Genomic DNA, 15,710 nt, shown 5'->3' on the forward strand with positions numbered 1-15,710 from the left:
CATTATGATTAAAAAATTTGGAGCAGTATTATTATCAGCGGTAATTGGTTTGAGTTTAGCTGCCTGTGGCAGTCAGGGTACGGAAAAGTCAAGTACGGAAAGTAAAGCAGGGACGGAAAGCGGGACAAGTGCAGAGGCGGAAACAACCGCGGAAAGTAAAGATGGAAGTACTAAAAAAGCAGACATTAAAGTAGGAGATATACAATGGAACAGTGTTGGAGCGTTGTTCAAAGGTGCGGGAATCTCTGATCCTGCTTATAATTTAGACGTATCCGTATTTGATGGAGGAAATTTAGCATTAGAAGCTCTTACTGCGGATCAAATTGATATTGCCAGAACCAGCGAAATACCTCCTCTTTTTGCAGCCCAGGCAGCAGACGGAGGAAACTTTCAAATTGTAGCAGTCTTAAATGACAGAATTACGACGGTAGACCAGGAAGTCCTTGTAGGACCTGATTCGGAAATCACCTCAGTAGCAGAATTAAAAGGAAAGAAGGTGGGTTATACAAAGGCAACAACCGCTCACTATTTCTTATATGAATTTCTAAAAGATGCAGGACTTACCTTTAATGATGTTGAAGTGGTTGAAATTAATCCTTCTGACGGAGCGGCGGCGTTATTAAGCGGAGATATTGATGCCTTTGCCAGCTTTGGAAACGGTATCGTAGCGGCCAAAGAAAATGGTGCAAAAGTAATTGCAGATGGGAATGATAAGCTTTCCGGTTACTTCCCCATTGTAGTTGCAAAATCTGCATTGGAGGATGAGGAAAAAAGAAAGGCAGTGGTTGAATACATTGCAGATCTTAATCAGGCATATCAGTGGATTGGCGAAAAGCCAGATGCCTGGGCTGAAGCCTCCGCAGAGCCATCGGGCAAAACGGTAGAAAAGTCCCTGTCAGATATTAAGGCAGGCTTGTCTCAGACAGATTCCAAAGTTCTTACCATCAATGATGATATTATTGCCTCCGGCCAGAAAATTGCAGACGCATTTTATGAATTAGGGGTATTGGAGAATAAGGTAGATGCCAGCAGTATTTATACGGACAAATATTCAGCCGAAATCGAGAAAGCAATTGCAGCACGTCAATAATCGTAACATACAGAGGGTTTTATTATGAAGATAATAAATAAACATTTATGGAAAAATATATTTTCATGGATGCTTCCCATCGGACTTATTATCATCTGGTACCTGGTCACAAGCTTTGGGGGGACGAAATTAAGATTTCCAACCCCTCAGGCTGTGGTAGTACGTGGAATTGGAATGCTTAAGACCGGAGAATTGCAGTCTTATATTTTGGTTAGTACCCAAAGAGCTCTTCTTGGATTTTTACTAGGAGGTGTCATCGGCTTTTTACTTGGTCTGATTACGGGGCTGTCGGTTAAAGCAAACATCCTGTTAAACACAACCATACAAATGTTTCGTAACATACCGGTATTGGCTATTATACCTCTTGCAATTGCATGGTTTGGTGTGGGAGAACGGCTTAAGATTTACCTTGTAGCATTTGGAACGTTTTTCCCTATCTATGCGAATACCTTTCATGGGATCCAGTCTGTGGATAAAGATCTGCTTGAGATGGGTAAGGTATATGGGCTTTCGAAAGGAAGTATTTTTCGGAGAATTATATTTCCATCGGCCCTGTCCTCCGTTTTAGTAGGAGTCAGACTATCTCTTGGAATTATGTGGCTTGTACTGATTGCAGCAGAAACCGTGGCAACGGATGCTGGAATTGGATATATGGCAATGACTGCAAGGGGACTTTTTCAAATGGATAAGGTGGTGCTCAGTATTGTTCTATATGCCATTTTAGGAAAGATCTCAGACGTGATTGCCGTAGGGTTAGAATCAACATTCTTACGCTGGCGTAAATGATAAGAGGTGAGAAGATGGAAAGGAAGCATTCGTTTGAAATTAAGATCGATGATCTTGAAAAATCATTTGACCAGCTGCAAGTATTAAAACGCATTAATCTCTCCATTGCAGCAGGAGAGTTTGTTGCAATCGTCGGGCACAGCGGCTGCGGAAAGAGTACCCTTCTCAGATTGATTGCGGGACTGGATAAGCCAACTTCCGGTAAGGTCTCTATTAATGGAGAGAATATAAATACAGTGAACGAATCCATACGGTACCTGTTTCAGGAACCCCGCCTGCTTCCATGGGAGACCGTGGAGAATAATATCAGTCTGGGAATGAAAAAGAGTGATTCAGGACGTATTCTGGATGCGTTAAACAGTGTGGGGCTTTCCTCCAAGCAGAAAGAATGGCCAAAGAATCTTTCGGGAGGACAAAAGCAGAGAGTGGCGCTTGCCAGAGCACTTGTTAGTGATCCCGGTGTGCTTCTTCTTGATGAACCCTTAGGAGCTTTAGATGCTCTGACAAAAATTGAAATGCAGAGACTGATTGAATCACTGTGGAATAAACAGGGCTTTACCGCAATTTTGGTTACCCATGATGTGGATGAAGCCGTTTATCTGGCTGATCGGGTGTTTGTCATGGAAGGCGGAAAAATCAAGGATGAAATAGAGATTGCTCTTGGAAGACCCAGAATCAGCGGCAGTGATAAGGTATACTATACCAATTTAATACTAAAGCAGATATTACAAAAAGAATTTGAAGATCCGGTGGGAGAAGAAAATTTTGTAATTTAAGGAGGCGTGATATGGTCAGGATAAAGGCACCGAAAGAATACATCAGTGAGCCAGATGTGCTTTATAAAGCTGGGGAATATATCAAGAAATATGGAAAGAAAGCTTTGATTGTCAGTTCGGAAAAAAGTTTAGAGGCAACAAAAGATATCTTACTTCCAAGCCTCAAAGAAGCAGATATTCTATATGAAATACATTTATTTACAGGGTATCCGACGATGGAAGCGGCAGAGACGATTGCGGCTTCTTATTCTGATTTTGACGTAGTAATCGGCCTTGGAGGAGGGCGGGTGATAGATACTGCCAAGGTAGTTGGAACAAAGAAGGATTTACCGATTGTAACGATTCCAACCATTGCCGCAACCTGTGCTTCCTGGGCTGCGGTATCCATTCTTTATAACGAAAAGGGTGAATTTACCGATGCCTTTTTTAATAAGATAGGTCCGGTTCTTATTCTTGCAGACACAAGAATCTTGTTTCAGGCTCCCAAGCGGTATTTATATGCAGGAGTCATTGACACGTTTGCAAAGTGGTATGAAATCTATCCTTATGAAAAATTGCAGGGGGATTCCACCTTTTTACAGGTTATGATAGATATTGCGAAAAGGGCACACCGGACGCTAACGGAAAAAACTCCTGTTGCGCTTTTAAAAGCAAAGGCCGGAGAGATCGGAGAAGAAGCAGTTCAGACGATTGATGCTATCATATTTCTTGCGGGATTAACAGGCAGCCTGCAGACGGATACCCTATATCAGGGAATTGGACATCCCCTATACAATGTACTGAGTTATGTTGATGAGACCAGGCATCTTCTTCATGGAGAAAAAGTAGGCTATGGATTATTGATCCAACAGGTATTGGAGCAAAAAACAGAAGAAGAAATCCATGAAGTAATCGAGTTGTTTCGTTCCTTTGAAAATGCATTCACTCTGGAGAATCTTCATATAAAGGGCAATGCAGAAAAACTGGACTTTATTTCAGAAAAAATATGGAGCGATTATCATGAATCCTTAAATTACCTGGGGTATGGTTTTTCTGCAAATGAAATCAGCGAGGCAATTCTTAAAATCGATGATTACATAGAACATAGTAAGACAAAAGAGCCAAACAGAAAGAAGGGTGAATGAAGTGGTTGAGATAAAGGACAGCATTAAAGATAAAAAAATTAATTATGTAAAGCGGGAGCTAAATTCCAAAGGACAGAGAATTATTCAGCTGGATCGCAATGAAAATACCATTGGCTGTTCTGAAGCAGCTATGGAATATGTGGCGGAGCATTTGGATCATATATCCATTTATACCGATATTTTTGCAAGCCCTCTTCGTGAAAAGCTGGCTGCCATACATGGGGTCGAGACAGGACAGATTCTCGTTGGAAACGGCTCCTTTGAATTAATAAGTCTGATATCGCAAATCTTTATTAATTCGGGAGATGAAGTTATTTATCCGAATCCTTCTTTTGAATGGTACAAAACATCAGGTAATTTAGCAGGAGCGGCTGTTATCGATGTCCCCCTGGAAGAACATAAGGTATCGCTGAAAGAAATTGAGAAAAGAATCACGGATAAGACTAAAATAATCTGGATTTGCAATCCCAATAATCCGACGGGGACCCTGATTGAGGAAGAGGAGTTAAAAAGCTTTTTAGATCGTGTTCCCAACAATATTTTAATTGTAGTTGACGAGGCATACATTGATTTTGTACGTGAGCACAGGAAACCAAATTTGATTGCGGAGTTACCTTTATACAAAAACCTCATCCTTTTGCGTACCTTTTCAAAAGTCTATGGACTTGCTTCTCTCAGGGTTGGATATGCAATTGCCCATGAAGAGATCATCAATCAGATCGTTCCTTATAAGATACCGCCTAACACAAACCGGCTTGGTATTTTAGCAGCGGAAAAAAGCCTGGATGATGAAGCGTTTTACAACTATATCGTGGAATATATAAAGAAGCAGGCAGGTGTTTTTTATGAGGCATTTGAAGAACTTGGGCTTTCCTATATTCCCTCAGATACAAATTTTATATTTTTCAATCTAAACCAGGATTCAGAACCAGTGGTAAAAGCCCTGGCAGAAAAGGGAATACTGGTACGGGGAGGAAGTGAATACAATTATCCCCAGTGGATCCGTGTAACAATAGGAACAGAAGAGGAAAATAATAGCTTTCTTTCCGCTTTAAAGGGGATTTTATTGTCCGGTAACTAATCTATCTAATTGTATGCTAATTTTAACTCATTTCGGTCATAGCCTTGTCCGAAATGAGTTTTTATTTTACCACAGGAAAAATGAACGAATCCATAAAAAGGATAATATAGTGATAGCGTAGGCTCTAAATCCTATAATTTTTTTAGAAAGGTAAAGATATATGATGAAAAAATGGGAAACAATCACGGGGACGTCTATTTCTGCAAAGGCAGAAGGTATTTCACTGACAGAGAGCGGAGGCTGGTTCGAAAGCGCTTATCTGAAATGGAAGCCTGTAGACAAAGCGGTATCTTACCAGGTATCTGTAAAACCTGCTGGAGCGGGCGACTCGGCCTACGTACAAATTGATGATACACTGATTCGTAAGTATTCCTCGTATTTCAGGGCGGATGCATTGGGACTTTTGGCTGGTCAATACACCTTTAGGCTGGAAGTGAATTTTGCAAGTGGTTCCAGGGAAACCACAGTTTCTGAACCAATAACGGTAAAAGGAAACAGCAGGAGTGGATTTGCTTTTTCTGGGGAATCCCCCTCCCAGACAGCGTCCGGCGCTTATGAGGAAAATGGAGCTTTAAAAAATGGGGCGCAGATTGTATATATCACGTCTGCAACGGCAAAAACCGTAACCCTTGATGTCATAATAAATAACTCTGGAAAAAAACAGACCGCAACTGGAATTGGGGAGATTATGACCCTGCGTCAAAAGGGCTATGATAAAACCCCTCTTGCCATTCGTTTTATTGGTCAGATTACAGGGGAGGATATGTCCGGCCAGCTAAACAGCAGCGGATACCTTCAGGTAAAAGGTAAATCAGCCTATACCGAGATGAACATGACCTTAGAAGGTATTGGAGATGATGCAACGGCATACGGCTGGGGGATTCTGGTCAGGAACTGTAAGAATCTGGAAATCAGGAATTTAGGCATTATGCTGTTTCCTGATGATGGGATTTCCCTTGATACAAGCAACTGCAATGTATGGATTCATCACAATGATATTTTATACGGAGCAGCAGGTTCTGATGCGGACCAGGCAAAGGGTGACGGTTCCATTGATGTTAAAAATGCATCCACCTATGTCACAGTATCCTATAACCATTTCTGGGATTCCGGCAAGTGTTCTCTATGCGGCATGAAGGACTCCGAAGAATTTTTCGTCACCTATCACCATAACTGGTATGATCATTCCGATTCCCGTCACCCCAGAATCCGGCAGGCCTCGGTTCATATTTATAATAATTATTATGATGGTATCGCAAAATACGGAGTTGGTGTGACGAATGGAAGCTCTGCATTCGTAGAGGAAAACTATTTCAGGCATTGCAAATATCCAATGATGAGCTCCCTCCAGGGCACAGATACCCTGGGAAAAGGAACCTTTTCCGGTGAGAACGGAGGAATGATTAAAGCTTATCATAACAGGATAGAACAGGCAGACAGCCTTATTTACGCCAATTCAAACAATGGAACAACAAATGGAAACGAAACATCCTTTGATGCTTATGAAGCCTCCAAACGAAGTGAAACCGTACCAGCCGCCTATAAGACCGTGGCAGGAAATACTTCCTATAACAATTTTGATACCTTAAAAGATACGGGTACCCGTCAGGCAGATATTGACGATGTAACAGCAGTAGAGAGCACCGTAACTACAAATGCCGGCCGTATGAATCAGGGTGACTTTACCTGGAAGTTTAATAACGAAACCGATGATACTTCTTATAATTTAAACAGTGAACTCATGTCTAAAATAAGGAATTATAAGACCCAGCTTATGTCAGTAGGAGTCAAATAAATACCGTAATATTCTGCATTAGAATCACTGATTCCATCCTTAAAATGGAATTAAAAAGTCGTTAGAAAACTCTGTTTCATGGTTTAAATACTGGTTATTTTATCCTGAAGATTGTATGAAAAGTAACAATAAAAACACTTAAAACCATAAAAAAGAACAGCCTGAGAAGCTTTTATTTCTCAGGCTGCTTTTTCGGTTCTCCGCTCAAACAGGTATAAACAACTCCTTTCTGCCCTGTTTTTCAGTACAAATTCTTGCTATTTCAGGCACTTCAAGGCGGAATCAATGCCTATACTTTCTGTCTTTTTTTAAGTACAATCTTAATTTACGCAAAAATATGATCTTATATTGTCTAAAACTTAACATGTCCTTGTATTTATTTTAGTACATATCTCTGCGTTCTCATTTTTTTTATGAGAATTAGTTAAAATTTTGTCAAAAACGAAGCTTTTGTGTAAAATGTACACATAATAAAACATTGACAAGAAATTTTAGTGTGATAGAATGAGAACATATAAATCGATAATGCGGTTGACATCGCTTGTTTGTACTATTTGAATAGCTTTATTGATGAAAACAAGGCTTGTTTTGGCAAATACTATAAAACAAAGATAAGGTGATGAATGTATGGTTGCAATTACTGTTTTCCTGTTGTTTCCTATGGTGGCTGCATTAGCTATTTTTTTGGTTAAACACGATGCAGCAAGAAGTATGTTAGTCAGAATCAGTGCTGTCATAACAGCCCTTCTGACACTGGTAGTGGTGGGAATCTTTTTTAAGGACGGAATCCGTATGGCATGTCCATGGGAAGAAGAAATTGATCTCATCATTGTAGCAGTCGAAGTTATAATCGCTGCTTACATTATTACTCTTGGTATCCGTAACAAAAAGTACGTCATATCTATTCTGTCATTTCTGCAGACAGCAGCAATTCTTGTTTTTGAGTTTGGGTTTAAAGAAGGAATCACCGTTCAGACAGCCATCGTTTTTGATAAGCTGACAGCGATTATGGCCTTGGTAATCGGACTGGTGGGAAGCCTTATTTGTATTTATGCGGTGGGTTATATGAAGGATTATCATAACCATCACAAGGAATACAAAGAAAGGAAAAGCTTTTTCTTCTCCATCCTGTTTTTATTCCTTTCCGCCATGTTTGGAATCGTTTTGAGCAATAATCTGGTGTGGATGTATTTCTGTTGGGAGATTACGACTCTTTGCTCTTTCCTTTTAATCGGCTACACCCAGACAGAGGAAGCAAAGAACAATTCCCTCCGTGCCCTTCTCATCAACTTAGGTGGCGGAGTTGCCTTTGCAGCCGCCATTATTTTCATCGGGATGTACTATCACACCCTGGAGCTTTCCGTGCTGACACAGAAGAATCCGGATGCAGTCATTATGATCCCAGTCTTCCTTTTATCCATCGCAGCACTCACGAAATCTGCCCAGCTTCCCTTTTCCTCCTGGCTCCTTGGAGCTATGGTGGCACCAACGCCTACCTCTGCGCTGCTTCATTCCGCGACCATGGTAAAGGCTGGCGTCTATTTAATTATCCGGCTTGCACCCTTATTAGGCCCTACCAGTGTAGGCAGGGTGGTAACCTTTGGCGGCGGTGTGACATTCCTTGCCTGCTCGCTGATGGCCATATCCCAAAGTGACGGAAAGAAGATTCTTGCCTATTCCACACTTGCAAACCTGGGTCTGATTGTAATCTGTGCCAGTGCCGGAACCCAGGAATCCTTATGGGCAGCAATTTTACTGATTATCTTCCACGCAGTATCCAAATCCCTGCTTTTCATATCCGTAGGTTCTGCAGAGCACCAGATCGGAAACCGGAATGTGGAAAATATGGATTTGTTAATGGGAGTGTCCAGTAAGCTGGCATTCTACATGATGATCGGTATTGCCGGCATGTTCCTTGCACCCTTCGGAATGCTGGTATCCAAGTGGGTAGCCATGAAAGCACTCATTGATTCCGATAATGTAATCATTGTTATTATCCTGGCTTACGGAAGTGCAGCTACCTTGTTTTATTGGGCTAAATGGATGGGCAAACTGGTATCTAAGGTCAATATGGGTCATAAGAACCATCACGAATTATCCTTAGATGAAGAGCTTCCCATTACAATTTTGGCTGTCCTGGTGGTGATTTCCTGCTTTACATTTCCTCTTGTCTCAAGATATGCCTTAGAGCCATATCTTACCGAGGTCTATAAAAGCACGGCACTGATCCCCATTGAGACAAGTGACATTAAGCTGATGCTTTGTATGCTGAGCATGCTCATACTGCTTCCAATCAGCTTTATTCCCATCTATAAGAATGACAAGAGAAGAAAGGTTCCCATTTATATGGCGGGAGAAAACACGGGAGACAACCAGACGTTTTACGGAGCAATGGGCGTAAAGCAAAAGGTGGAGATGCGCAACTGGTATATGGAAGATTTCTTCGGAGCCCATAAACTTACCTTCTTAAGCAACGCACTGTGTACAGCAATCCTGGTAGTGGGAGTCATACTGTTGATAGGAGGGTTGGCATAATATGAACATTGTTAGAATCATTGCAATTATTATATTCACACCTTTGGTTGGCGGCCTTATAACGGGAGTAGACCGTATCATATCCGCCAGGCTTCAGGGAAGGCAGGGACCGCCCCTGTTACAGCCCTTTTACGATGTATTAAAGCTGACGGAAAAGGAATCCATAGAGGTCAATTCCATGCACCGTTTCTTTGTATACGTGTCCTTGGTATTTGTAGTATTTACGACTCTGATCCTGTTATCCGGAGGAGATATCCTCTTAGCCATTTTTGCCCTTACTCTTGGGTCCGTGTTCTTTGTACTGGGCGGCTATGCCTCCAATTCCCCGTATAATACCATTGGATCGGAGCGGGAGCTTTTGCAGATCATGTCCTATGAGCCTATGGTTCTTCTGACCTGTATCGGTTTATATTATGCGGAGCACAGCTTTTTCATCCGGGATATTGTATCGGCTGAGAAGCCATCCATACTCTATCTTCCTGGAGTCTTTATCGGGCTTGTATTCGTCCTTACCTTTAAGCTGAGAAAATCGCCATTTGATTTAAGCATGTCACATCACGGACATCAGGAGATCGTAAAAGGAATCACGACCGAGTATTCCGGCAAGGATTTAGCTGTAATTGAGGTGACCCACTGGTATGAGGTCATCATTTCCCTGACTCTTGTCTATGTGTTTTTTGCAACAGCAGCACCCATAAGCCATGTTTTTGCAGTCATCGCCTGTCTGGTCGTCTATCTCTTTGAGATTATCGTAGACAACGGCTCTGCCAGGGTCAAATGGCAGCAGGCCTTAAAATCAGCCTGGGTCGTAACTGCAATTATGGGAACGGTTAATCTTTTGATCCTTTCCTACTTTTAACTGGGATTCATGAAAAGAAACCAAATTTTGCGGTATGGAGGATACTATGGATGGAATAAAAAAATCACCCTGGATTTTGCATTATGACGGTACCAGCTGCAATGGATGCGACATTGAGGTGCTGGCCTGTCTGACTCCCTTATATGATGTGGAACGTTTTGGCATGATCAATACAGGTAATCCCAAGCACGCCGATGTTTTTTTAATTACCGGAAGTGTCAATGAACAGAACATTCCTGTGGTAAAGCAGCTTTACGAACAGATGCCTGATCCAAAGGTGGTCATAGCAGTAGGAATCTGTGCGACCTCAGGAGGAATCTTTGCCGAGTGCTACAATGTGGCAGGCGGAGTGGATAAGGTAATTCCAGTGGATGTATACGTACCGGGCTGTGCGGCCCGTCCGGAATCCATTATAGACGGCGTGGTAAAAGGTCTTGAGATTCTGGGAGAAAAGAAAAAGAAGGCCGGAAAGAAACAATAAAACTGGCTAAGGAGGGAAAATATGGCGGGTGAAACCTTAAAAGAGATTTCTGCTTCGGATCTTCTGACGGAGACTCTAAAACTTAAAAATGAAGGATACCGGCTCGTTGCCATCAGCAGCACCTATAAAGAAGAGATGGAGCTGACCTATTCCTTTGATTTAAATTATGAACTGGTGAATCTAAGGCTTCATATTGATACGGAAGCAGAGCTTGACAGCATCAGCATTATTTATCCTTACTCCTTTTTATATGAAAATGAGATCAAGGAATTGTTTGGAATTAAAATAAATGGAATCACACCGGATTATAACAATTCCCTTTATAAGATTCCGGTCAAAGCGCCATTTGGTGTACAGGAGTAAAAAAGATGCTCTCATGCATCGGATTGGAGGTTACTTATGGGAAACAGGACAATTGTTCCTTTCGGTCCCCAGCATCCCGTACTTCCCGAGCCAATACATCTGGATCTGGTTCTGGAAGATGAGACGGTGGTGGAGGCGATTCCTAGAATCGGATATGTTCACAGAGGGTTAGAGAAGCTGGTAGAGAAAAGAGATTTTCAGCAGTATACATTTGTCGCAGAGCGAATCTGTGGAATCTGTTCCTTTATGCACGGCATGGGCTATTGCATGTCAGTGGAAAGTATTATGGGAGCAGAGATTCCTGAACGGGCTAAATTTTTAAGAACCATCTGGGCGGAATTTTCCAGGCTCCACAGCCATCTTATGTGGCTGGGACTCTTAGCGGACGCCTTTGGATTTGAAAGTCTGTTTATGCAGTCCTGGAAATTAAGAGAACAGGTTCTTGATGTATTTGAAGAGACCACCGGGGGCAGAGTTATTTTCTCTGTCTGTGATATTGGCGGTGTGAGAAAAGATATTAATAAAGAGACCCTTCATAAAATCCTTGAAGTCCTGGACCGCATGGAAAAGGAGCTTAAGGAAATTGCAGCCGTATTTATCAATGATTCCACCGTGAAGCTGCGGACACGGGGTGTTGGTAAACTGTCGAAGCAGGCTGCCTTTGACCTTGGGGCATTAGGTCCCATGGCAAGGGCGAGCGGCATTGAGATGGATATGAGGACTCAGGGCTATGCGGCTTACGGAAAACTGGACTTTAAGCCCATTATTGATGAAGAAGGGGACTGCTATGCAAGAACCAGGGTCCGTATCGGAGAGATGTTCCAGGCCATGGACTTGATTCGCCAGTGCATCAGGCTTATGCCGGAAGGAGATATCAAGGTAAAAGTGACCGGAAGTCCAAAGGGAGAGTATTTTACCCGTCTGGAGCAGCCCAGAGGAGAGGTCCTTTATTACGTGAAAGCAAACGGAACAAAGTTTCTTGACCGGGTCAGAGTGAGAACGCCTACCTTTGCCAATGTACCGGCCCTGCTTGAAACCTTAAAGAACTGTTCCCTGGCCGATGTGCCCATACTGATACTTACCATTGATCCATGTATCAGTTGTACGGAACGGTAACCGTTTTACCTGCAGAAAGCCAGAGCTGCCATAAACAGCGGAATTGAGGGTGCTATGTCAATATTAAGAATGACAAAAACATTGATTAAAAATTTATTCCACGGTCCATTTACCGTATCCTATCCAATTGAGAAAAAGGAGACCTTTGACCGGACCAGAGGAAGTATCGGTATTTCCATCGATGACTGCATTTTCTGTGGCATGTGCGAGAGGCGGTGTCCTACCAACGCCATTCATACGGATAAGGCAAGGACCTCCTGGAGCATTGAGCGGTTAAAATGCATTCAGTGTGGCTATTGCACGGAAGTCTGTCCGAAAAAATGCCTCATGATGGAGAACCACTATACGGAACCGTCGTTTGGAAATGTAAGGGATGTACACGTAAAATGCACGAATACCCAATCACCCAGCGAATCATAGAGATCGCATGGGAATATGCAAAGGAACATCAGGCCGAAGAGATTAAGGTCATCAATCTGGTGGTGGGAGACTACTGCGGCTATGTGGCAAGCTCCATAGAGCTGTATTTCGGCCTGATTGCAGAAGGAACGCCCTGCGAACATGCAGAGCTTCATATGGAAAGGGTAATCCCCAAGCTGAGATGCAAACGCTGTGGGGAATTATTTGTCCGCAAGCCCTTTCATTTTGAATGCCCCATCTGTAACGGTGATGGGGAACCCACAGAGATCGGACAGGAGTTTTATATTAAGTCCATTGAGATATGATAGAGGAAGGATAAAAGGAATTAGCCTGGAGCGGAGGTACATATGTCTGAGAATAAAGAAATAGAGATCATGCAGTCTGTATACGATAAGAATGATGAGACTGCAGCACGGATCAATGCGTCCTTGACGGAAAAGGGGATTTTTGCCGTTAACGTAATGGGAGCTCCTGGAGCGGGAAAGACCACATCTCTCATTCAGATCATCAAACGGCTTGACGGGATCAAGTCTTATGTGATTGAGGGAGATATTGAGGCTGATTTTGACACAAAAAAACTATTGTCTCTTGGAGTGCAGGCCATTCAGATCAATACAGGTGGTGCCTGCCATCTGGATTCCCCTGTGATCGGGGAAGCAGTGGAAGAGATGGAACTTCAAAAAGGAGTTCTTTTTATAGAGAATATTGGAAATCTGGTTTGTCCTGCTGAATTCATGATCGGGGAGCATGTAAAGATGCTTATATCCACCGTCACCGAAGGAAGCGATAAGCCATATAAATATCCCCTTGCATTTGAAAAGGCGGATATCATTCTGATCAATAAATGTGATCTCATCCCATATCTTGATTTTGATGAGGACTTCTTTATGAAAGGAGTCCGTGCGTTAAACAAGTCAGCCCCTGTCATAAAAGTATCCGGAAAGACGGAAGAGGGCTATGATCAGGTAGCAGCATGGATCAGGGAAAAGATCAATCTATGACATTAAAAATATATGCTTACGGCATTGTTCAAGGGGTTGGTTTCCGACCCCTTGTTTATCATATGGCAAAGAATGAAGGAATCTCGGGGTCGGTACGAAATGTAGGCGGATATGTGGAAATCATTGCTCAGGGGGAGAAGGGGGCAGTGGGCCGGTTCCTAACAGTACTTACGGAAACAAAAGATATGGGATATGAGATCATTAAGCTGGAGAAGGAGGAGATCTCTTCCCTTACGCTTAATGATTTTGTCATCTTAAAAAGCGGTGTGCTTGGAGAGTCCTCTGTGATTCCGCCTGACCTTCCTGTCTGCCCTGCCTGCAGGAAGGAGCTTTTAAATCCGGGGAACAGGCGCTATGGGAATCCGTTTATCAGCTGTATTTCCTGTGGTCCCAGATATACCATTATGGAGCGGCTTCCTTACGACAGGGACCACACAGCCATGATTGATTTTAAGATGTGCGAGGAATGTGAAAAAGAGTATACGTCTCCGGAAAGCAGACGTTTTCATGCCCAGACCATTTCCTGTAATGACTGCGGACCTTATCTCATATACCGGGATAAAAAGAAAGAGGAAAAAGAGTGGCAGGAGGGAGAGGCACTGGATCAGGCAGCAGCGGCGCTTTTGGAGGGCGGAATTATAGCTGTAAAAGGAATCGGAGGCTATCACCTTGTGTGCTCTCCCTTTCGGGAAGATACCGTAAACAGGCTTAGAATCTTAAAGGGCAGGGAAGAAAAGCCCTTTGCTGTTATGTTTTCTTCCATTGCCGAAATAAAAAAGTATTGTCATGTCTCAAAGGAAGAACGTTCCCTGTTAGAATCCAGGCCAAGACCCATTGTGCTGTTGCGTCGGGAGGGAGATTACATGGCCCCTTCCACCAACAAAGGGAGCATGTACTGCGGAGCCTTCCTTCCTTATACTCCGCTTCAGATCCTGCTCACTGGAAGACTGGGACCTCTCATTATGACAAGTGCCAATATATCAGGACAGCCAATCATCCGGGAAGATGAGCCTATGCTCTCTCTTTCTTCCAAAGAGCTAAGGGGCGTTCTATATCATCATAGAAGAATACTCCGCTCCGTAGATGATTCAGTGGCAAAAATCGTGGCTGGAAAACCACAGCTCATCAGAAGAAGCAGAGGCTATGTGCCTTATCCGGTTTTTCTCTCCGAAGAGGTGAAAGAAAATCATGGGGAGAAAGAGCCCTCTGTGTTTGCGGCCGGGGGAGATTTAAAGGCTTCCTTTTGCTTCTATGAAAATGGAAGCGCAGTGGTATCCCAGTATTTCGGGGATCTGGAGGAAAGTAAGGTGATGGAGGAGTATGAAAGCTCCTTTGAGGATATGAAAGAGCTGTTTCGGTTCCAGCCAGAGCTTGTTGTCTGCGACCTCCACCCAAACTATCATTCTGCCCGGTATGCCAGTACTCTGGGACTTCCTCTCATAAAGGTGCAGCATCATCACGCCCATATCGCTTCTGTTATGGCAGAGCATCATCTGGATGGCCCTGTCATAGGAGTCGCCATGGATGGAACCGGCTATGGAACCGATGGAACCATATGGGGAGGTGAATTTCTCATCTGTCAGGACAAGGAATGTAAGAGAGCCGGGCATATCAGTCCCTTTCCCATTCTTGGAGGAGACCAGTCCATGCGGGAGGCATGGAAAACAGCCATTTGCTGCCTGACTCATTTTGGTCTCCAGGAGTATATCACGGATGAAAGAAGCGATCTCATAAAGGCGGCTCTTCACCATCACGTGAATGTAGTATCCTCCTCCAGTGCAGGACGTCTCTTTGACGCAGCCTCCTCCGTTCTTTTAATCGCCCATGAAAATACATATGAAGGAGAATGTGCCTCTTTATTTGAAAAAAGCGGACTGTCCGCCATTAGCAGGCAGATAAGACCTGCCTCCGTGCCTTTTGAAGTTTCAGAAAGAAACGGCATATGGGAGCTTGATCCAAAGAGCGCATTTACTGCACTATGCAAAGAGAGAGGAAATGGAAATGTCAGTGCTCTAGCTCTCGGATTTCACATAGGGTTTGCAAAAGGAATTGTTTCCATTTGCCAAAAGCTAAAAGATCAGTACGGAATCTCAGATGTCTGCTTAAGTGGCGGCGTTTTTCAGAACACGGTCCTTACAGAGCATACGGCTGGATTTCTTAGAGAAAAGGGATTTAAAGTCTATATGAACCTGTCTGTTCCTCCCAATGACGGAGGAATCAGTCTTGGACAGGTATACCTTGGACGGAAATATTTAAAAGCATTTCATCAGACAAAATAGAAAG

Annotated in this window: 15 protein-coding genes; all 15 read left to right on the forward strand. The window is 43.1% G+C overall.

The genetic code is table 11. The annotated features are described in order from the left end of the window. Positions 1-4: 4 nt before the first annotated feature. Complete coding sequence (locus tag T546_RS0113235; protein WP_026892021.1) at positions 5-1,090, forward strand: ABC transporter substrate-binding protein; 1,086 nt, start codon at positions 5-7, stop codon at positions 1,088-1,090. 24 nt (positions 1,091-1,114) lie between these two features. Continuing rightward, entirely contained in the window at positions 1,115-1,876 is a 762-nt protein-coding gene (locus tag T546_RS0113240) for an ABC transporter permease subunit (RefSeq protein ID WP_026892022.1), read from the forward strand. Positions 1,877-1,890: 14 nt separating this feature from the next. After that, positions 1,891-2,652 (forward strand): ABC transporter ATP-binding protein, encoded by a 762-nt coding sequence (locus T546_RS0113245; protein WP_026892023.1) that lies wholly within the window; start codon positions 1,891-1,893, stop codon positions 2,650-2,652. Positions 2,653-2,663: 11 nt separating this feature from the next. Further along, on the forward strand, positions 2,664-3,776 hold the full coding sequence (locus T546_RS23550; RefSeq protein WP_051629825.1) for an iron-containing alcohol dehydrogenase family protein: 1,113 nt from the start codon (positions 2,664-2,666) through the stop codon (positions 3,774-3,776). A 1-nt stretch (position 3,777) separates the two neighbouring features. Continuing rightward, positions 3,778-4,857, forward strand: coding sequence for a histidinol-phosphate transaminase (gene hisC, locus T546_RS0113255; protein ID WP_026892024.1), 1,080 nt, complete (start codon positions 3,778-3,780; stop codon positions 4,855-4,857). A gap of 160 nt (positions 4,858-5,017) precedes the next feature. After that, the gene (locus tag T546_RS23555) at positions 5,018-6,652 is read left to right on the forward strand and encodes a pectate lyase family protein (protein WP_051629827.1); all 1,635 of its coding nucleotides are present in this window, start codon (positions 5,018-5,020) and stop codon (positions 6,650-6,652) included. Positions 6,653-7,279: 627 nt separating this feature from the next. Continuing rightward, entirely contained in the window at positions 7,280-9,187 is a 1,908-nt protein-coding gene (locus T546_RS0113265; RefSeq protein ID WP_026892025.1) for an NADH-quinone oxidoreductase subunit 5 family protein, read from the forward strand. A gap of 1 nt (position 9,188) precedes the next feature. Further along, positions 9,189-10,046 carry a respiratory chain complex I subunit 1 family protein gene (locus T546_RS0113270; protein WP_026892026.1) on the forward strand — a complete coding sequence of 286 codons (858 nt, stop codon included), beginning with the start codon at positions 9,189-9,191 and terminating at the stop codon, positions 10,044-10,046. Positions 10,047-10,092: 46 nt separating this feature from the next. Beyond that, complete coding sequence (locus T546_RS0113275; protein WP_024836452.1) at positions 10,093-10,527, forward strand: NADH-quinone oxidoreductase subunit B family protein; 435 nt, start codon at positions 10,093-10,095, stop codon at positions 10,525-10,527. A gap of 21 nt (positions 10,528-10,548) precedes the next feature. Beyond that, positions 10,549-10,890 carry an NADH-quinone oxidoreductase subunit C gene (locus tag T546_RS0113280; protein WP_026892027.1) on the forward strand — a complete coding sequence of 114 codons (342 nt, stop codon included), beginning with the start codon at positions 10,549-10,551 and terminating at the stop codon, positions 10,888-10,890. Between the two features lie 36 nt (positions 10,891-10,926). Beyond that, on the forward strand, positions 10,927-12,006 hold the full coding sequence (locus T546_RS0113285; RefSeq protein WP_026892028.1) for a hydrogenase large subunit: 1,080 nt from the start codon (positions 10,927-10,929) through the stop codon (positions 12,004-12,006). A gap of 54 nt (positions 12,007-12,060) precedes the next feature. Continuing rightward, a complete protein-coding gene (locus tag T546_RS23560) occupies positions 12,061-12,426 on the forward strand; it encodes a 4Fe-4S dicluster domain-containing protein (RefSeq protein WP_024836449.1) in 366 nt (121 codons plus the stop codon). Continuing rightward, positions 12,393-12,731 carry a hydrogenase maturation nickel metallochaperone HypA/HybF gene (locus T546_RS0113295; protein WP_024836448.1) on the forward strand — a complete coding sequence of 113 codons (339 nt, stop codon included), beginning with the start codon at positions 12,393-12,395 and terminating at the stop codon, positions 12,729-12,731. Before T546_RS23560 ends, T546_RS0113295 begins: the two co-directional genes overlap by 34 nt. Before the next feature lie 42 nt (positions 12,732-12,773). Then, complete coding sequence (gene hypB / locus T546_RS0113300; protein ID WP_026892029.1) at positions 12,774-13,427, forward strand: hydrogenase nickel incorporation protein HypB; 654 nt, start codon at positions 12,774-12,776, stop codon at positions 13,425-13,427. Then, positions 13,400-15,706: a carbamoyltransferase HypF gene (gene hypF, locus T546_RS23565; protein ID WP_051629828.1), complete on the forward strand. Its 2,307-nt coding sequence runs from the start codon at positions 13,400-13,402 to the stop codon at positions 15,704-15,706. The genes hypB and hypF overlap by 28 nt, the downstream gene beginning before the upstream one ends. The last annotated feature ends 4 nt before the right edge of the window (positions 15,707-15,710 follow it).

The sequence above is a fragment of the [Clostridium] aerotolerans DSM 5434 genome (assembly GCF_000687555.1).
Lineage (GTDB): Bacteria > Bacillota > Clostridia > Lachnospirales > Lachnospiraceae > Lacrimispora > Lacrimispora aerotolerans.